The sequence below is a fragment of the Kribbella sp. CA-245084 genome, from assembly GCF_050942355.1.
In the GTDB taxonomy this organism is placed as follows: Bacteria; Actinomycetota; Actinomycetes; order Propionibacteriales; family Kribbellaceae; genus Kribbella.
Map to the genome: position 1 here is coordinate 8,503,404 of NZ_CP192053.1, position 18,176 is coordinate 8,521,579.

Annotated in this window: 17 protein-coding genes; 13 read left to right on the forward strand and 4 right to left on the reverse strand. The window is 68.6% G+C overall.

Features of this window, described 5'->3' with window-relative positions:
- Nucleotides 1-37: 37 nt before the first annotated feature.
- A complete protein-coding gene (locus tag ACQPYH_RS40835; protein WP_350866815.1) occupies nucleotides 38-394 on the forward strand; it encodes an ArsR/SmtB family transcription factor in 357 nt (118 codons plus the stop codon).
- The gene (locus ACQPYH_RS40840) at nucleotides 381-860 is read left to right on the forward strand and encodes an SRPBCC family protein (RefSeq protein WP_432883047.1); all 480 of its coding nucleotides are present in this window, start codon (nucleotides 381-383) and stop codon (nucleotides 858-860) included. Before ACQPYH_RS40835 ends, ACQPYH_RS40840 begins: the two co-directional genes overlap by 14 nt.
- Here ACQPYH_RS40840 and ACQPYH_RS40845 read toward each other — a convergent pair.
- Together ACQPYH_RS40845 and ACQPYH_RS40850 are read right to left on the reverse strand one after the other, a co-directional pair.
- Nucleotides 857-2,242, reverse strand: coding sequence for a WS/DGAT/MGAT family O-acyltransferase (locus ACQPYH_RS40845; RefSeq protein ID WP_432883050.1), 1,386 nt, complete (start codon nucleotides 2,240-2,242; stop codon nucleotides 857-859). The two genes, ACQPYH_RS40840 and ACQPYH_RS40845, sit on opposite strands and share 4 nt — an antisense overlap.
- 105 nt (nucleotides 2,243-2,347) lie before the next feature.
- Nucleotides 2,348-3,778 carry a beta-N-acetylhexosaminidase gene (locus tag ACQPYH_RS40850; protein WP_432883053.1) on the reverse strand — a complete coding sequence of 477 codons (1,431 nt, stop codon included), beginning with the start codon at nucleotides 3,776-3,778 and terminating at the stop codon, nucleotides 2,348-2,350.
- Between the two features lie 85 nt (nucleotides 3,779-3,863).
- Here ACQPYH_RS40850 and ACQPYH_RS40855 point away from each other — a divergent pair, with 85 nt between their 5' ends.
- The gene (locus ACQPYH_RS40855; RefSeq protein ID WP_432883056.1) at nucleotides 3,864-5,063 is read left to right on the forward strand and encodes an MFS transporter; all 1,200 of its coding nucleotides are present in this window, start codon (nucleotides 3,864-3,866) and stop codon (nucleotides 5,061-5,063) included.
- Here ACQPYH_RS40855 and ACQPYH_RS40860 read toward each other — a convergent pair.
- Nucleotides 5,034-5,903: a GNAT family N-acetyltransferase gene (locus ACQPYH_RS40860; RefSeq protein ID WP_432894623.1), complete on the reverse strand. Its 870-nt coding sequence runs from the start codon at nucleotides 5,901-5,903 to the stop codon at nucleotides 5,034-5,036. The two genes, ACQPYH_RS40855 and ACQPYH_RS40860, sit on opposite strands and share 30 nt — an antisense overlap.
- A gap of 62 nt (nucleotides 5,904-5,965) precedes the next feature.
- Here ACQPYH_RS40860 and ACQPYH_RS40865 point away from each other — a divergent pair, with 62 nt between their 5' ends.
- The 10 genes from ACQPYH_RS40865 (at nucleotide 5,966) to ACQPYH_RS40910 (ending at nucleotide 17,501) form a co-directional block, all read left to right on the forward strand.
- Nucleotides 5,966-6,661 carry a class I SAM-dependent methyltransferase gene (locus ACQPYH_RS40865; protein WP_432883058.1) on the forward strand — a complete coding sequence of 232 codons (696 nt, stop codon included), beginning with the start codon at nucleotides 5,966-5,968 and terminating at the stop codon, nucleotides 6,659-6,661.
- Between the two features lie 54 nt (nucleotides 6,662-6,715).
- Nucleotides 6,716-7,267, forward strand: a complete 552-nt coding sequence (locus ACQPYH_RS40870; RefSeq protein WP_432883061.1) for a hypothetical protein — start codon at nucleotides 6,716-6,718, stop codon at nucleotides 7,265-7,267.
- The gene (locus ACQPYH_RS40875; RefSeq protein WP_432883063.1) at nucleotides 7,257-8,507 is read left to right on the forward strand and encodes an ABC transporter substrate-binding protein; all 1,251 of its coding nucleotides are present in this window, start codon (nucleotides 7,257-7,259) and stop codon (nucleotides 8,505-8,507) included. Before ACQPYH_RS40870 ends, ACQPYH_RS40875 begins: the two co-directional genes overlap by 11 nt.
- The gene (locus ACQPYH_RS40880) at nucleotides 8,507-10,279 is read left to right on the forward strand and encodes an ABC transporter permease subunit (RefSeq protein WP_432883066.1); all 1,773 of its coding nucleotides are present in this window, start codon (nucleotides 8,507-8,509) and stop codon (nucleotides 10,277-10,279) included. The genes ACQPYH_RS40875 and ACQPYH_RS40880 overlap by 1 nt, the downstream gene beginning before the upstream one ends.
- Nucleotides 10,276-11,571, forward strand: a complete 1,296-nt coding sequence (locus ACQPYH_RS40885) for a hypothetical protein (protein ID WP_432883068.1) — start codon at nucleotides 10,276-10,278, stop codon at nucleotides 11,569-11,571. Before ACQPYH_RS40880 ends, ACQPYH_RS40885 begins: the two co-directional genes overlap by 4 nt.
- Before the next feature lie 9 nt (nucleotides 11,572-11,580).
- Nucleotides 11,581-12,981 carry a DNA repair protein RadA gene (gene radA, locus ACQPYH_RS40890; RefSeq protein WP_432883070.1) on the forward strand — a complete coding sequence of 467 codons (1,401 nt, stop codon included), beginning with the start codon at nucleotides 11,581-11,583 and terminating at the stop codon, nucleotides 12,979-12,981.
- A gap of 131 nt (nucleotides 12,982-13,112) precedes the next feature.
- Nucleotides 13,113-14,051 (forward strand): beta-ketoacyl-ACP synthase III, encoded by a 939-nt coding sequence (locus ACQPYH_RS40895; protein ID WP_432883072.1) that lies wholly within the window; start codon nucleotides 13,113-13,115, stop codon nucleotides 14,049-14,051.
- A gap of 180 nt (nucleotides 14,052-14,231) precedes the next feature.
- Nucleotides 14,232-15,326 (forward strand): DNA integrity scanning diadenylate cyclase DisA, encoded by a 1,095-nt coding sequence (disA, locus tag ACQPYH_RS40900; RefSeq protein ID WP_432883075.1) that lies wholly within the window; start codon nucleotides 14,232-14,234, stop codon nucleotides 15,324-15,326.
- A 121-nt stretch (nucleotides 15,327-15,447) separates the two neighbouring features.
- Nucleotides 15,448-16,020: a PadR family transcriptional regulator gene (locus ACQPYH_RS40905; protein WP_432883077.1), complete on the forward strand. Its 573-nt coding sequence runs from the start codon at nucleotides 15,448-15,450 to the stop codon at nucleotides 16,018-16,020.
- The gene (locus tag ACQPYH_RS40910; protein ID WP_432883079.1) at nucleotides 15,996-17,501 is read left to right on the forward strand and encodes a DHA2 family efflux MFS transporter permease subunit; all 1,506 of its coding nucleotides are present in this window, start codon (nucleotides 15,996-15,998) and stop codon (nucleotides 17,499-17,501) included. Before ACQPYH_RS40905 ends, ACQPYH_RS40910 begins: the two co-directional genes overlap by 25 nt.
- On the opposite strand, the gene ACQPYH_RS40915 is transcribed toward ACQPYH_RS40910, so the two are convergent.
- A complete protein-coding gene (locus tag ACQPYH_RS40915) occupies nucleotides 17,502-18,152 on the reverse strand; it encodes a hypothetical protein (RefSeq protein ID WP_432883081.1) in 651 nt (216 codons plus the stop codon).
- Nucleotides 18,153-18,176 lie beyond the last annotated feature (24 nt).

Genomic DNA, 18,176 nt, shown 5'->3' on the forward strand with positions numbered 1-18,176 from the left:
TTGACCGGGGGTTTTCTTCGGCCTAACATACAACCAAATGGTTGTAGATGAGGTTCTGACAGATCGGTTGCTGCACGCGTTGGCGGATGCGACGCGGCGCGACATCGTGCGGCGGTGCCTGGGCGAGGCGGCATCGGTGTCCCGGTTGGCCGACGTGTATCCGATGAGTTTCGCCGCGGTGCAGAAGCACGTCGCCGTCCTGGAGCGGGCCGGCCTGGTGAGCAAGGAACGACGCGGGAGGGAGCAGCTCGTGCGCAGTGAGATCGACGCCGTACGGCGGGCCCGGGAGGCGCTGGACCAGCTCGAGGCGACCTGGCGCGGACGGATCGAGCGGATGTCCGACCTGTTGGCCGAAGACGAAGGAGATGGAACACATGGGCGTGACCAGCATTAACAAGGATTTTGAGGCGTTGACCCTCACCCTGGTGGCGGACTTCGACGCGTCCACCGACAAGGTCTGGGAGCTGTGGGCCGACCCGCGCAAGCTCGAGCGGTGGTGGGGGCCGCCGACGCATCCGGCGACGATGGTCGATCACGACCTGACGCCGGGCGGCCGGGTGTTCTACTACATGACCAGCCCGGAGGGCGAGAAGTTCCACGGCCTGTGGACGTTCATCGCGGTGGATCCGCCGAAGTCGCTCGAGTTCGTCGACGCGTTCGCGAACGCCGACGGGGAGATCGACGACGCGCTCCCGCCGTACATCGCGCATCTGGAGCTGACGGCGTCCGACGGCGGCACCCGGATGGAACTGCGCGCTTCGTTCGACACCCGCGAACAGATGGATCAGCTGCTCGGCATCCAGATGGACATCGGCATGCAGCAGGCCATGTCGCAGATCGACGCCCTGCTCGCCGGCTAGTGGATGTTCTCGAGGTCTGTCAGTGAGGTCTCGAGGTGGCCGAGCATGCGTTGCAGGTGCGGGACGGTCCGGCGGTCGCCGATCAGGCCGAAGTGGAGCTGGTGGTCGTAGCTGGTGACGCTGATGTTCAGCGCCTGGCCGTTGAGCACGATGCTCGCCGGGTACATCCCGAGCAGCCGCGACCGGTTCCAGTACAGCGGGCTCTCGGTGGGTCCCGGGACGTTCGAGATCACCACGTTGTACGGCGGCCTCGTATGGCTCGCCACACCGGGGAGGACCGCGGCCGGGCCTGCGACGCCGAAGCCGAGCGCGCCGACGATCAGGTTCTGCAGCGGGCTGAGCTCGGACAGCACGCCCTTGCCGTGGGCGGTCGAGGCCATGATGCGGCGGATCCGGCGATCGGGATCGGGCAGGTCGGTGGCGAGGTCGGCGATCAACGTGGTGAGCGAGTTGCCACCGCCGGGCGCCCCGTCGCGGTCCCGCAAGGAAACCGGGACCATGGCCGTCAATGCCCTGTCCGGAAGGGCGTCCAGCTCGATCAAGTAGTTGCGCAAGGCCCCTGAACACATCGCGAGCAGTACGTCGTTGAACGTCGCACCGGTGATCGCCCGAACCTTCTCCAAGCGCTCGAGAGGCCAGGACTGCGCCGCGAACCGCCGAGCCCCGGTCACCCGCTGATTGAAGATCGTCTTCGGCGCCTGGAACGGCATCGTCGACTGCAGCAGGCCCTTGACCCCGGCCAACGGAAGACCTGCCAGATCGGCGAGCGTCTTGACCGCGTCGACCGGCATTCGTGCGAGCGACGGCAGCCGGCCGGCGCTCGCAGCCGGCTCGTGCTGCTGCGGCAGCGCGTAGGTGGGTGGCATGCCGGTACTACGAGGGTCGGTGGTGAGGGTGTCCTGCATCCAGCGAAGGGCGGTGACGCCGTCGATCATCGAGTGGTGGATCTTGCTGTAGAGCGCGAAGCGGCGGCCCTCGACCCCTTCGATCAGGTGCATCTCCCACAGCGGGCGGTGACGGTCCAGGAGCGTTCCGTGCAACCGGCTGGTGAGCTCGAACAGCTCTCGGTAGCGCCCCGGGCGAGGCAGCGCGGACAGCCGGACGTGGTACTCGAGGTCGATGTCCGGATCCTGCTCCCAGGACCAGTAGCCGAGATCCTGCGGCCGGTTCCGCACCCGCCGTTCGAACATGGGATTGACCGACGGCGCCGCGAGCATGTCGCGGTACAGCCGGGAGACGAAGTCCCGCGAGCTCTCCGGGAACACATTGTCCCGGCCGGCGCCCTCCGGAAGCTCGAACAGCATCAACCCACCGACATGCATCGGCTGCTCCCGGGTCTCGCCACCCAGGAACATCGCGTCCAGCGGCCCCACCGCGGTCATGCGTCCTCCGCTCCCCGACCCGGCCCTCCGACGCTTCATCGTTCGCCAGACACGGCCGGGTCGTCTACCCCTGCTCACAGGGATTACGGAGATTTAGTTATCCCCTCAGCTATCGAGTGGGCGGTAGTTCACGCCGAGTCGCTCGATCCGGGCCAGGTGCGGGCGGAGCCGGCCGAGGAACTCGTCGTACGAGACCTTCTCCGAGCCCCAGGCCCGCTCGGCGAACGCGGACAGCCGCGGTAGCACCATGTAACCGACCTGCTCCGGGCCGGGCATGTACTCGGTCCAGATCTGGCACTGGGTGCCGACGATCAGCGCCTTCTCGTCGTCGGTCAGCGACTCCGGGATCACCTCGAAGTCGTACACCTTCTCCAGCGGGATGAAGTTGCCGATGGCAAGCGGTTCGGTGGCCGGGTCGCCCTGGTAGTAGTCGAAGTACACCGACTCGCACGGCGCCATCACGGTCTCGTGACCGGCCTTCACCGAGATCTCGCCGCGCTCGGCACTCCGCCACGCCATGATCACGGCGTCGTCCGGGCAGTCGGTGTCGACCATCTCGTCCCAGCCGACCAGCCGCCGGTCCTGCTCGGCCAGCACCTCCGCGACCTGCGCGGTGAACCAGCCCTGCAGCTGGCCCGGCTCGTCCAGCCCCAGCTCGGCCTGCCGCTTCTGCGCCGCCTCGGACTCGCCCCACTGCACCGACGGGCACTCGTCACCGCCGAGGTGGACGTACGGCGAGGGGAAGATGTCGAGCACCTCACGCAGCACGGTCTTCACGAACTCGACCGTCGCGTCGTTGACGTTCAGCACGTCCTCGCTGATGCCCCAGTACTGGCGGACCGTCAACTGCTGGTCCGGGTGGTTCCCCAGCTCCGGGTACGCCGTGATCGCGGCCTGCATGTGCCCCGGCAGGTCGATCTCCGGTACGACGGTGATCCCCCGCTCAGCGGCGTACGCGACGATCTCGCGGAGGTCGTCCTTGGTGTAGAACCCGCCGTGCCGCTGACCGTCGTACTCGAACTCCTTCTGGCCGCGGGTCATCTTGCCGACCATCGTCTCGGCCCGCCACGCGCCGATCTCGGTGAGCTTCGGGTACGCCTCGATCTCGACCCGCCAGCCCTGATCGTCGGTGAGGTGGAAGTGCAGCACGTTCAGCCGGTGCAGGGCGAGCACGTCGATGATCTTGAGGACGAACTCCTTCGGCATGAAATGCCGGGCCACGTCGAGCATCATCCCGCGCCAGGCGAACCGCGGCGCGTCGGCGATCCGCGCCAGCGGGACCGCGACCTTGCCGAACTCGTCGGTCGGCTCGGCCGCCTCGATCAGCTGCGCGTACGTCGTCTCCGCGTGCCGGAGCGCGTCCTCGGAGCCGGCCGTCAGGCGGGCGCCGTCCAGGCTGACGTCGATGCGGTACTCGTTCGGCTCGAGGTTCTCGACCACGTCCCGGACGGCCTCCCCGAGCGGATCGGCGGTGATCCACCGGCCCTCTTCGACGGTGAGTTCTCGCGGGGCAGGGACGATCGCGATGTCGGACATCCGGACTCCAAGCAGCCTGGGTCGATTTATGTCAGGACGATCCTATAATCAGCTTCCGCGTCAGGTTTCATGAGAGGGTTTGCCCGTGACCAGCGAGCAGCAGCGGACGACCCTACGCGTGCTGGTCGCCAGCAACGCACTCGGCGGAGTCGCGACCGCCAGCGGCTTCGCGGTGGCTGCCCTCCTCGCCGAGAACGTCTCCGGCTCGACTTCGCTGGCCGGCCTGGTAGCCACCTCCACCACGCTGGGCGCCGCCGCGCTCGCCGTACCTCTGGCAGGCCTGGCTCGCTCCCATGGTCGACGGGTCTCACTGAGCCTCGGCTACTTGATCGCCTTCGTAGGAGCCGCGCTGACGATCCTCGCTGCCCAGCTCGGCTCGCTCACCTTGCTGCTCGCAGCCGGCTGCCTCTTCGGCAGCGGCTCGGCTTCCAACCTGCAGTCGCGGTACGCCGCTACCGACGCCGCCGAGCCCAGCCGCATCGCCCGCTCGCTCGGGCTGGTCGTCTGGGCCACCACGATCGGCGTGATCGTCGGCCCGAACCTGACCGGCGTCGGCGGCTCGATCGGGTCGTCGCTCGGCATCCTGACGCTGGCCGGGCCGTACGTCTTCTCGGTCGTCGCCTTCGGACTCAGCGCAGTCACCGTTTGGGTAGGCATGCGAAGCCAGGTGAGACCGACCAGGGTGGAGCGCCAGCCGCTGGCAGAGACCTTCCGGCAGGTGATCGCGATTCCGCATGCCCGCCTGGGGCTGCTAGCCATCGCGACTGCGCACGCGGTGATGGTCGGGGTCATGTCGATGACGTCAGTGCACCTGCGACACCACGGCGCGTCCCTGACCATCGTCGGCTTCGTCATCAGCGGACACGTCGCCGGCATGTACGCACTGTCCCCGGTGACCGGCTGGCTGGCCGACCGGCTCGGCCGCATTCCCACGATCGGCATCGGCCTCGGCATCCTCGCGATCGCGATGACGCTGGCCGCCGTCGCGCCGGATGACGCGCACGCGCTGACCGGACTCGCCCTGTTCACGCTGGGCCTCGGCTGGTCCGCCTGTCTGGTCGCCGGGTCGACGCTGCTGTCCCGGTCCGTCCCGGACGGCATCCGCACTTCGGCTCAGGGCCTGTCCGACCTGACCATGGGCGTCCTGGCTTCCCTTTCGGGCACGGCTGCCGGCCCGGTCCTCGCCTACCTCGGCTTCCACTGGCTGGCGGTCTTCTGCGGGCTGCTCCTGATCCCGGCCGCCCTGACTGCTGCACTAACCAAGCAGCAGATGCAGCGTGCGTGAACCCGGCCGAAAGCCGAAGCTCTGGTACAGCGCCCGCGCCTGCGGGTATCCGTCATCACCTCGTGGACAGACGACCGCCTTGGTCCCACCTGCTTCTCGCAACGCATGCAGTGCGGCCAGGTTGACAGCCGCACCGAGTCCACGCCGCCGGTACTCCGGAGCACACCCGACGGGCTCGACCAGTCCGACCTGGTGCTGCTCGTCCAGCCAGATCAGCGCCGAGGCGACGAACTCTCCGGCCTCGTTCTCCACGACCCAGTCCAGCTCGGGTCGGTAGGGCCAGGTCGACATCACCTCGGCCATGTCGTCGTCGGTCACCTTTGACGGCCCCCAGTCGGACCAGGCCGCCCGGTGCGCAGCAGCCCGCTTCGCCACCTCGTCTTCCCGTACGTGCCGCAGCGTCAGGCCTTCGGGGACGACTGGTTCGGCCAGTGCGTCCAGCGAGATCCAGTGGTGGGTGTAGTACGGCGCATCGTCGTCACGCTGGAAGCCGGCCGACTCCAGGGCGGCCAACAAGTGCTTCTCGGTCTCCAGCACACCGGCGGCCAATCGCGGGCCGTCCGCTGTCGCCTGGAACCACTCCACGACCGCACCTGCGAGCTCCGGCCGGTCCGGGTCCACGGTCATGAGGAGATGACCCGGCTGCGCCAGCCACCCCCAAGCCACCACGTCGTCGCCGTCACGCCAGACCGCCGTACGCCAATCCGCAGACGAGCGGCGGGCGTTCACGCTTCGCTCCCAGGCGACGTCGCCGAGGTGCAGCCGGGACACTGGACTCCACGTCCGCTGGACGAGCTCCTGCATGTCACTGAGGCCGTCAGGGCCGGCGTACTCGGTCATCTGCACGGAGGGCAGCATCGCAGCGCCGGAGGGCCGCCTCAACTGTATTAGGCTCGAACGTCGTGAGCATCGCGGAGGGTGGGATCCCGAGTCCCAACATCTGGCACCACCCGAAGGTGTACGAGATCGAGAACCGGGCAGTGGACCCGGATGGCGTGATCGAGCCGGCGATGCGGGCGATCCGGGACTGGGCCGGCGCAACGCTGCTCGACATCGGCTGCGGTACCGGCTTCCACCTGCCCAAGTTCGCCGCGACTGCCGGACGAGTGATCGGCGTGGAGCCGCACGGCGCGCTGGCCGACGCCGCCCGTCGACGGACGCAGGCGTTGCCGAACGTCGAGGTACGGCAGGGTACGGCGCAGGCCCTGCCGGTGCCGGACTCGTCGATCGACGTGATGCATGCGCGCTGGGCGTACTTCTTCGGACCGGGCTGTGAACCCGGGCTGGCCGAGCTGGACCGGGTGATGCGCCACGGCGGGACCGCGTTCGTGATCGACAACGACGGCAGCCGGTCCACGTTCGGCGGCTGGTTCAGTACGTCGTACCCGATGATCAAGCCGGCCGAGGTGGAGCGGTTCTGGACCGACCGCGGCTGGCACCGGACGGCGCTGGACATGGGCTGGCGGTTCGAGAGCCGGGCCGACTTCGAGGCGGTGGTGAAGATCGAGTTCACGCCGAAGGACGCGCAGCGGATCATCGCCTCGCATGCCGGCGCCGAGGTCGACTACGCCGTCAACCTGTGGAGCAAGAGCTTCTAGCCGACACTCTCTGTGGTCTGCGGACCGACCTTCAGTACTCATAGGGTTAACGAGATGGATGGTCTGCTGCTCGAACGCGTACCGGGGCTGCCGGAGCGGCTCCGGATCGACGTAGGTGAGCAGCGCGCGGTCGTCGTACCGCACGCCGCCGATCGTCGCCGGCTCGCCGACGTACTGACCGGACTGGATGACCCACCGCCCGGTGCGGTCGTGCTGAAGGGCGGACCGGTCCGGCTGGTGCCGGCTGAAGGCGGACTGCTCCCCCACCTGACCGTCCTCGGCAATGTGATGCACGGCCACCGGACGACACATCAGGTCACCACGCAGGCTGCCCGGGACGAGAGCCTGGTCAAGGTCATCGGCTGTGGTCTCGAGGACGTCCAGGACCGCTACCCGCACGAGATCACCCCAGGTCGTCGCAGGCTGGCCGGAGTGGCTCGTGCACTCGGCGCGTACCCGCGAGCGATCGTGCTGGAGGACGCGACCGGCCTGCCTACCTGGGGATCGCTCCTGTCGATCCGACCCAACCCCGACCTCGCCTCGGTCGCACTGCTGCTCATCACCACCAGCGCGACACGCATTGCCGGGTTTGACGATGCCGAGTAGCCGCAGAGCATTCCTCGGTGCCGCAGGAGCGCTTCTGCTCACCGGGTGTTCGAGTGACGTGCTGGGACTGCGGCGTGCTGTTCGGGTGGCCGTCAGCTGGAGCGGGCAGGAGCTGCGCGCGTTCCATAAGGTCCTCGACGGTCTGGGAGCGCTCGACTACCCGGTCGAGGTCGTACCGCTCGGCGACGACATCTCCACGGCGTTCGGTGCACGCTCCACGCGACGCCCGGACATCGTCATGCTCCCGCAGCCCGGCCTGGTCCCACGTCATCTCAGCGACCTGGAGCCGATGCCCGACGATCTGGCTCCGCTCGGGCAGGCTCGTTTGTGGAACGAGCTCCTGACGCACAACGGGACGACGTACGGCGTGCCGTTCAAGACTGCGCACAAGTCGGCGGTTTGGTATCGGCCCTCGGTGTTCGAGCAGGCCGGCGTACAACCGCCTCGACTGTGGTCGGAGTGGCTGACGCTGAACCGGACGCTGACGCAAGCTGGCATCACACCGTTGTCGCTGGCGGCAGGTGACGGCTGGGTGCTCACCGACTTCCTGGAGAACGTGCTGCTCGGTATTGCGCCCAGCGTCTACGTAGGACTCGCTGCAGCGACCGACCCGCGCCCGTCGCAGCAGCCGCAGTTCGGCGCGGCACTGCGGTTGCTGGGGACCATGTGGTCGGCGCCTGGAGTACTGGCGGGTGGAGTCAAGGAGTCGCTCGTCCAGCAGTTCCCGGATGCGCTGATCGAGGTGTTCGGCCATCGCAGAGCGGCCATGGTGCTGGCATCCGACTTCGCCGAGCCGGTTGTCCGCTCGTTTGCCGCCGACCCCGATGACATCGGTCTCTTCACGTTCCCGCCGATGGGTCCGGGAGCTGCAGCACCTGTGGTGGTCGGTGGCGACGTGATGGTGCTGCCGAAGCCGACCAGGGACGACGCCCGCGATCTCGTACGCCGCCTGTCCGCGCGGACCGCTGCTGACCCGTGGATCAAGGAGGGCGGGTTCCTGGTCGACGGACGGGTCTCTGGGTACACGCCTGAGCTCACTCGACTTGCCGTGCAGTTGACCGAGCCCGGTGAGCAACTCCAGTTCGACCTGTCCGACCAGCTCGGTCGGCTCGGCGACATCAACGGGCTGTGGCGTGTGCTGACCGACTTCCTGATCCAGGTCGGCGGTCGCGGCGCTGCCGTCGTACCAGGGGCTGTGGACGACGCGATCGACGAGATGCGCAAGGTGGAGGAGAGCTGATGGGGCTGCACACCAACGGCTTGTCCCTCGAGATCGTCGGCCGTGAGATCACCGGTCGCCCGGTCCCCGGCAAACCCCGTCGGCCGGCCGGACCGTACCTACTGGGGCTGCCGGCGTTGCTGCTCAGCTGTCTGCTGCTGGTGCCGATCGGAGTGACCGTTGTAGCGGCGTTCCGGACACCCGGCGGGTTCGGGTTCGGCAACTTCGGGGTGATGACCGACCAGGGCGCATTGCGTGCCGTCGGCAACAGTCTGCTCTGGGTGCTGGTTGCGTTCGGGATCGTCGTGGTCGGATTCTTCCTTGCCCTGTTGAGTTATCGACTGCCCGCGGTGACGACATTCCTGCAGCCCGCACTGGTCATTCCGTTCGCAGTCTCGGTGCTGGTGTCCGGTGCGACGTTCCGGCTGCTCTTCGACCCGACACCCGAGCGTGGGACGGTCACGGCGGTCTGGACACGACTGTTCGGGACGAGCCCGGTGTGGCTCGGGCCTGGTCTGTTCTGGCTCGTGCTGGTGTCCGCGTTCGGCTGGACCTGGCTCGGGTACGTCGTGTCGCTCTTCCGGGCCGGTCTGGACGCCATACCCGACGATGTGACCAGAACCCTCACGGCAGAAGGCGTTCGGGGCTGGCGGCGCCTGCGTGCGTTGGAGATCCCGTTGCTGCGGCCGATCACCGGTGTGGTCACGCTGACAGTGGTGATCGCTGCGGTGCGGGTCTTCGATCTCATCCTGATCGTCGTGCCAGGGTCGATGCAGCGGTCCGCCGACGTACTCGGGCTGAACTGGTGGCGAGCGACGACCAGTGGTGACGACACGGGACGTACGGCGGCGCTCGGCGTCGTACTGTTCGCGATCGTCGCTGCGGTGGCGCTGATCGGCGTACGGGGCTTGCGTCGGCGGCGGTGGGCGATGCCGGTGACCGTCGTACGACCGGATCCGTCGCTCGGGCGGCCGAAGCCTCGACGTTCCGTACGGCGGTTCGGCTGGCTCGTCGGGCTCGCAGTAGCGCTGGTGTGGATCTTCCCGGCCGTAGTACTCGTCATCACCGCGTTGCACTCCCCTGCGGAAGCCGGTGTGCGTGGCTGGTGGTCCGCGTCGGGACTCGGGTTCTCGTCGTTCGCTGCAGCGGCGAATGTCGGGTTGTTCCGGGCCATGCTGTCCACACTGATCATCGCGAGCGCTGCCACCGCCGTGCTGCTCGTGATCGCCGTACCGACTGCCTATCTGGTCGCGTGGGGCGGTCTACCGATGCGCGTCGGCCGGACCGTGATGGCAGTGTTCGTCGTACTCGCGGTGACGCCCGTGCAGATGTACGCCGCTCCGCTGCGAGACGCGATCGACGCAGCCGGACTGGCCGGCTCCCGGATCGCACTAGCTCTCGTGCACGCGGCAGCAGGTCTCCCGTTTGCTGTGCTGTTACTGCGGTCCGCCTTCGCGTCTGCCCCACCTGCGTTGGTGTCTGAGGCGCTGCAAGGCCCGGTACGGCAGAGCGCCGTACTGGCGACTGTGCAGCGGACGTACCGTCCCGCGCTGATCGCTGTCGCGGTGCTGGAGTTCGCACTGGTGTGGAACGACTTCATCGTCGGGTTCCTGATCAGCGGACCGGGTACGACGCCGTTGTCGCTCGTGCTCTGGGGTGAGGCGCGACAGTTCTCCGCATCGAGCGGACCGGTCGCCGCCGCGGCCGTCGTCGCGTCGATCGTGCCCGCGGTCCTGATGCTGTCGTTCTGGCGGACCGTCGTACGCGGACTGACGACGGGGAGTCGGCCATGAGCGAGGAGGAAGAGAAGGCGCCGGAGAAGGAGGAGTCGCCGTACCAGACGCGCGGATTCCGCTTCGTCATCGGCACTGTGGCGTCGGGACTCCTCACCGGGCTCGCCTCGGAGATACTCAACCAGAGCCTCGACAGCGGCGGCTGGGTGCAGTGGATCGGCCTTGGTGTGACCGTGCTGCTCGGAGCGATCACGCTCATCCAGTACGGCCCGGCGATTCGGCGATCCTGGCAGCACAGCGGCGAGAGTGCTGCTGAACTGCACGCGACCGCGGAGGAGGCCGAGCAGTGGATGATCGCGCTCGGCTCTCATGCCGGCGGTATGGCGGCGGCCGAGTGGTATGCCCTGCACGAGGAGTGGCTCCGCGATCTGCTGATGACCGAGAAGCCGCACGTCGACACCATCGACGACTTCGCCCGCATCTGCGACGCCCTCGAGGCCTGGTACGTACGGCGTGCCGACCCGGATGCACTGCTCCAGCTCAGTGACCTGTTGAGTGCCGCAGCCGAGGTGTGCAGTCGCCGTGATCTCGCCGAGCTCGCCGCGGCGCGCGCGGCAACGGCGTACCGGATGTTGGGCGACCTGGACACGGCCAGCACCCGGCTCGGCATCTCCGACAACATCGCGACCCACACGCGCACTGCAGCTGCAATGACGACGCGGCGGCAGGTCGAGCGGGCTCTGCTGTCTCTTGCTCGCGCGGACCGCTCACCTGCCGGGAACGATCGCGACGAGGCGGTCCTGAACGCACGCGACCGGCTGGACGAGGCACGGCTCAAGCGCCCCGGTCCGGACCTCGCGGCCGACGTGGCGATCGCCGTCAACCTCGCCGTCGTACACCTCTACCAGCAGGACGCCGAAGGCGCGCTCGACCACCTGCGACCGGCTGTCGCCCGGGCAACAGCCGCAGGCGATCTGAGCGGCCAGGCGCACGCACTCGAGCTCATGGGCATGGCCGCCTGGATGCAGGACAACAAGCACGAGGCCGTCAGCCGCTGGGACCACGCCGCCCACCTGTACGCCGAGATCGACGAACGCGAAGGCCACGCACGCTGCCTGCAACACCTCGGCTCCGCGGAGGTCGACGCCGGTCGCATGACCGCCGCACTCGAGCTCCTCGAGCAGAGCGCGATGCTGCGGCGGACCGAGAGCGAGATCCTCACCAAGTACCTCGACGCCGCGCGGCAGCCGTCCGAGTTGCCGGTCGTCGCCGACGATGCGCCGCGCCGTACGGTCGGCTGGTTGAAGCGGCTCCTCCGGTCGTTGAAGGGATTTGTCGGACGCTCCGTTTAGGTTGGTGCCATGGCGAAGGCAGCGACACAGGCGAAGGGGAAGTCCGCGTACGCGTGCTCGGAGTGCGGATGGACCTCGGCGCGCTGGATCGGGCGGTGCGGCGAGTGCCAGGCCTGGGGCACGGTCGCCGAGGTCGGTGCGCCCAAGGCCGCGCGGATCACGGCGGGTCCGGTGTCCTCGCCCGCGATGCCGATCGCCAAGGTGTCCGCGATCGAGGCCGAGTCGCGACCGACCGGCATCGGCGAGCTCGACCGCGTGCTCGGCGGCGGCGTCGTGCCGGGCGCGGTGATCCTGCTCGCGGGTGAGCCGGGTGTCGGCAAGTCCACCCTGCTGCTCGAGGTCGCGGCGCAATCGGCACGCGGCGGCCAGCGCACTCTCTACGTTTCCGGCGAGGAGTCGGCTGCTCAGGTGCGGCTGCGCGCCGGCCGGACGGACGCTCTCGTCGACGAACTCTTTCTTGCTGCGGAGACCGACCTGTCCGCAGTGGTCGGGCAGATCGACGCGGTCGAGCCGGCCTTCCTGGTGATCGACTCGGTGCAGACGATGGCGCATCCCGAGGTCGACGGCGCACCGGGCGGCGTGACGCAGGTTCGCGAGGTGACCGGCGCGTTGGTCCGGCTCGCGAAGGAGCGGCACATCGCGGTCGTGCTGGTCGGCCACGTGACCAAGGACGGCGCGATCGCCGGTCCGCGGATGCTCGAGCACCTCGTCGACGTGGTGCTCGCGTTCGACGGCGACCGGCATTCGGGGTTCCGGATGGTGCGCGCGACCAAGAACCGGTTCGGCCCGTCGGACGAGGTCGGCTGCTTCGACATGGTCGACACCGGGATCGTCGAGGTCACCGACCCGACCGGCCTGTTCGTGTCCGAGCACGCCGAGCCCGTCGCCGGGACGTGCGTGACCGTGATGATGGAGGGCCGTCGCCCGCTGCTGGCCGAAGTACAGGCGCTGGTCGGGCCGTCCGCGGCACCACAACCGCGCCGGACCACGTCCGGGTTGGAGTCGTCGCGAGTCGCGATGGTGCTCGCCGTGCTCGGGAACAGGGCCGGGCTGAAGCTGACCGACAAAGAGGTGTACGTCGCGACCGTCGGCGGCGTGAAGATCACCGAGCCGGTCGCGGACCTGTCCGTCGCGATCGCGGTCGCGTCCTCGGTGATGGACAAGCCGATCCACCCCGGACTGATCGCGATCGGCGAGGTCGGCCTGGCCGGCGAGGTCCGGCGGGTCGGCGGTCTGGAGAAGCGGCTCGCGGAGGCGGCCCGGCTCGGATTCACCAAGGCGATCGTCCCGGCCGACATCCCGAACCGGAGCAAGGACCTCAAGCCGATGGACATCCAGAAGAAGTACGGCCTGCGTACCTTCGCCGCTCCGGACCTGCCGTCGGCACTGATGGCCGCCGGTCTCGCCTGAGGGTTGTGTTCCCCGCCACAGGACGGACGGGGGATCAACAGACTCCCGGTCGGGAACGTACTCTGGGGGCGCCCCCACGCCGGGTTCATCGTTGAACCTGGGTATCCCCCGGATGACTGCAGGAGCACCTGATGACCGGATCAAGAGTTGTCGCGCTCGGCCACTACCAGCCGGAACGGGTGCTCACCAACGACGAGCTCGCCACCATGGTCGAGACCAACGACGAGTGGATCCAGAGCCGGGTCGGCATCCGCGAGCGCCGGATCGCGGCCCCGGACGAGTCCGTCGACGAGATGGCCTGGCGCGCCGCCGACAAGGCGATCGCGAACGCCGGCCTGGACATCGCCGAGATCGACTACGTGGTCGTCGCCACCTGTACGGCGATCGACCGCTCGCCGAACATCGCCGCCCGCGTCGCCGCCCGGCTCGGCCTCGGCAACCCGGCCGCGATCGACCTGAACACCGCCTGCTCCGGGTTCGCGTACGCGCTGGCCACCGCCGACCAGGCGATCCGGGCCGGCGCCGCGACGAAGGCCGTCGTGATCGGCGTCGAGAAGCTCAGCGACTGGACCGATTGGACCGACCGCACCACCTGCGTGCTGATCGGCGACGGCGCCGGCGCGGCCGTCGTGGTCGCCGACGAGGACCCCGGGATCAGCCCGGTGGTCTGGGGTTCGGTGCCGGAGATGTCCGACGCAGTGCGGATCGAGGGCCGCGAGGGCCCGTTCCAGCAGGAGGGCCTGAGCGTCTTCCGCTGGGCCACCACGCAGCTGCCCGAGATCGCCCAGCAGGTCTGCGAGAAGGCCGGGCTGAAGCCCGAGGACCTCGGCGGCGTCGTCCTGCACCAGGCCAACCTGCGCATCATCGAGCCGCTCGCGAAGCGGCTCGGCGCGACCAACGCGGTGGTCGCGAAGGACGTCGTGGAGTCCGGCAACACCTCGGCCGCGAGCATCCCGATCGCACTGTCGAAGCTGGTCGAGAAGCGCGAGATCCCGTCCGGCGCGCCGGTGCTGCTGTTCGGATTCGGCGGCGGCCTGTCGTACGCCGGCCAGGTCATCCGCTGCCCCTGACGCGACAACCGTCGTACCGCCGTCCCGCGTGATCACGCGGGAATCCAGTAGTGCACGGTCCGGATGCACGGGCGGGTGCACGCGCAACCGCGACTGCGGACCGCGCTGCACCGCGTGCGCCCGGCCGAGCGGCAGATATCCGCACAACTGCATCCGCGTAACCGCATAGACTCAGGTTCCGTGGCACCGAACACGGACAAGAACAGCACCGGCGCCCGCCTGCGCTCGACACTCGCGGCGGTCGCGCCCGGCACCGAACTGCGCGAAGGCCTGGAACGGATCCTGCGCGGCCGGACCGGCGCACTGATCGTGCTCGGTCACGACAAGGCCGTCGACGCGATCGCCACCGGCGGCTTCGAGATCGACGTCGAGTTCACCGCGACCGGATTGCGCGAGCTCAGCAAGATGGACGGCGCGATCGTCCTCGACCGCGATGCGACCCGGCTGATCCAGGCCGCCGTACACCTGATGCCGGATCCGGCGATCGTCACCCAGGAGACCGGCACCCGGCACCGGACCGCCGACCGGGTGGCGCGGCAGACCGGGTTCCCGGTGATCTCGGTCTCGCAGTCGATGCACATCATCGCGCTGTACGTCGACGACCAGCGGTACGTGCTGGAGGACTCCGGCGCGATCCTGTCCCGCGCGAACCAGGCCCTGGCCACCCTCGAGCGGTACAAGCTGCGCCTGGACGAGGTGTCCGGCACGCTGTCCGCGCTGGAGATCGAGGACCTGGTCACGGTCCGGGACGTGGCCGCGGTCGCGCAGCGGCTCGAGATGGTTCGCCGGATCGCCACCGAGATCGACGGGTACGTCGTCGAGCTCGGCACCGACGGCCGGCTGCTCACGCTCCAGCTCAACGAGCTCGTCGCCGGTGTCGCCGGCGAACGCGAGCTGGTCGTCCGCGACTACCTCCCGCCGGCCACGGGTCGCCGGCCCAAGACGGCCGACGACGTACTGCTCGAGCTCGATGCGGTCAGCCCGACGGATCTGCTCGACATCGGCCAGGTCGCCCGCGCCCTGCAGCTCGGCGGCGCCGAGCAGCTCGACGCCGCGGTCACCCCACGCGGCTACCGGCTGCTGGCCAAGGTGCCGCGTCTCCCGGGTGCCGTCATCGACCGGTTGATCGACCACTTCGGCCACCTGCAGAAGTTGCTCGCGGCAAGCATCGACGACCTGCAGACGGTCGAGGGCGTCGGCGAGAACCGCGCCCGCACGGTCCGCGAGGGCCTGTCCCGCCTGGCCGAGTCCAGCATCCTGGAACGCTACGTCTGACCACTCGTAGTCACTAGACGCCTCCGGTTCGTGAAAGAGCCGGAGGCGTCTTGCATTCCAGCGCGGATCGGCTAATACTCCACATGGAACATTTGGCGCGGAACAATCCACCTGGAGGATCATGGCCGACCTCACCCCGCTGGCGATCTCGGTGCTGGCGTTGCTCGAGGAGAAGCCGATGCACGCCTACGAGATGTACCAACTGCTCGTCAGCCGGCACAACCACCGGATCGTGAAGGTCCGGCCCGGTTCGCTTTACCACACGGTCGAGCGGCTGGCCGGGCAGGAGTACGTCCGGGCGATCGGCACCGAGCGGGCCGGGAACCGCCCCGAGCGGACGACGTACGAGCTCACCCCGGCCGGCCGCGAGGCGATGGTCCGGCGGGTCGAGAGCGGTATCGAGACCTTCGTCTACGAGTACCCGGTCTTCCCGGTGTTCCTGGCCGAGGCGCACAACCTCGAGGCCGAGGACGCCGTACTGCGGTTCCGCCGCCGGATCGAGGAGATGGACTTCTGGCTGGCCGACGTGGACAAGGCGATGGCCAGTGCCAAGGCCCGGGACGTCCCGGAGCCGTACTGGCTGGCCGGCACCTATGTCCGAGCCCAGGTCGCGGCCGAACGCGACTGGCTCACCACCATCATCGAACGTATCGAGAGCAAGGACCTGGAATGGCAACCGGACAAGACGCAGTGAGGCCCGAGGTGCGGCCCTGGCCCGCACTGTGGGCGTTGGTGCTCGGCTTCTTCATGATCCTGGTCGACTCGACCATCGTGTCGGTCGCGACCCCCGCGATCCTCGAGGACCTCGGGTCGGACGTCGGCACCGTGGTCTGGGTGACGAGCGCTTACCTGCTGGCGTACGCCGTACCGCTGCTGATCACCGGACGCCTCGGCGACCGGGTCGGCCCGAAGAAGCTCTACCTGACCGGACTGGCGTTGTTCACGCTCGCGTCGGTCTGGTGCGGGCTCACCAACTCGATCGAGATGCTGATCGTGGCCCGGGTCTTCCAGGGTCTCGGCGCCTCGATGATGACGCCGCAGACGATGGCCGTCATCACCCGGATCTTCCCGCCGGACCAGCGCGGCCGGGCGATGAGCCTGTGGGGTGCGACCGCCGGCGTGGCGACGCTGGTCGGCCCGATCCTCGGCGGTGTGCTCGTCGACGGGCTCGGCTGGCAGTGGATCTTCTTCATCAACGCGCCGGTCGGCGTGGTCGGCTTCTTCCTGGCGATGCGGCTGGTGCCGGACCTGCCGACGCACAAGCACAAGTTCGACCTGATCGGCGTCGTGCTGAGCGCGGTCGGCCTGTTCCTGCTGGTGTTCGGCATCCAGGAGGGGCAGAAGTACGACTGGGGTCAGATCAAGGGCCCGATCACGGTCTGGTCGCTGATCATCTCCGGCCTGGTCGTGCTGGCGATCTTCGTCTTCTGGCAGTCCCGCAACCGCGGCGAGCCGTTGCTGCCGCTGAGCCTGTTCAAGGACCGCAACTTCTCGCTGGCGAACGTCTCGATCACCACGGTCGGGTTCGCGATCACCGCGATGGCGTTCCCGCTGATGCTGTACGCACAGGCCGTCCGCGGGCTGTCGCCAACCAAGTCGGCGCTGCTGCTCGTGCCGATGGCGGTCATCTCCGGTGCGCTCGCGCCGTTCGTCGGCCGGCTGGTCGACCGTACGCCGCCGCGGTTCATCGCCGGGTTCGGGCTGCTGTGCTGCTCGGTGTCGATGTTCTGGATGAGCCAGGTGATCGAGCCCGACGTCGCGATCTGGAAGCTGCTGCTGCCGATCGCACTGCTTGGTGTTGCCAACGGCTTCATGTGGGCGCCGATCGGCACGACCGCTACGCGGAACCTGCCGATGCACCAGGCCGGCGCCGGTGCAGGCGTCTACAACACGACTCGTCAGGTCGGCGCGGTCCTGGGCAGTGCGAGCATCGCCGTACTGATGGAGTCGCGGCTGGCACACAACCTGCCGGGGGTGGCCGGGGGCGCGTCCGAAGGGTTCACCGGCAAGTTGCCGGAGGCCGTGCGGCAAGGCTTCAGCGACTCGATGGCGCAGTCGCTCATCCTGCCGGCCGCAGTACTGCTGATCGGGTTGGCTGCGGCGCTGCTGTTCGTGGCACCGTCGCACCTGCAGAAGAAGACCGACGACGCGCCCCAGCAGGCCAAGGCCGCCTGATCAGACGACCTGGAAGGCCTGTGCGCTGGACAGGTGGCCGTCGTACTCGGCTTTGACGACGTACGTTCCGGGCTTGGCGACCGGTTGACCCGGTAGACAGCCAGGCCCGGAACGGTGCCCGTTCCACGGCACCGTGAACGCCGCCTGCTTGCTCTTGGCAACGACCAGCGTGGCGCTCTGGATCACCTTGCTGCATTGGCTGGTGCTCCAGATCAGGTCATTGCCCGACGTGACGGTCACGGTCAGCTTGTCGTTGCTGATCGCGGCCTTGCACTCGTCGTCGACCGGGCTCAGTTGGACCACGAAGTTCAGCACCGAGCCGGAGACGATCTTCCGGTTGCCCGGCAACGCGTCGATGCGTACGTCGGAGCCCTTGCAGGCCAGGTCCGCGGGTGGCGTTGTCTTCGTCGGCTTCGGAGTCGGTGTCCGCGACGGCGTCGTACTCGATGAGGTGCTCGGGGCCGAGGCCGGCGGGGCGCCGGACGGGTTCGGCTGCGGGTCGGTCGCGGCGGTGTTCTGCGCGTCGCCGTCGCCGGAGAAGAGCCGGGAGATCAGAAAGACCAGCACAACTACGACCGCGAGCACCAGTCCCCGGCGGAACCAGTACACGCTGGCGGGCAGGTGCCCGACCGGACGGAGCAGGCTGCTCATGAAGCGCACTCTAATATCGGCCCT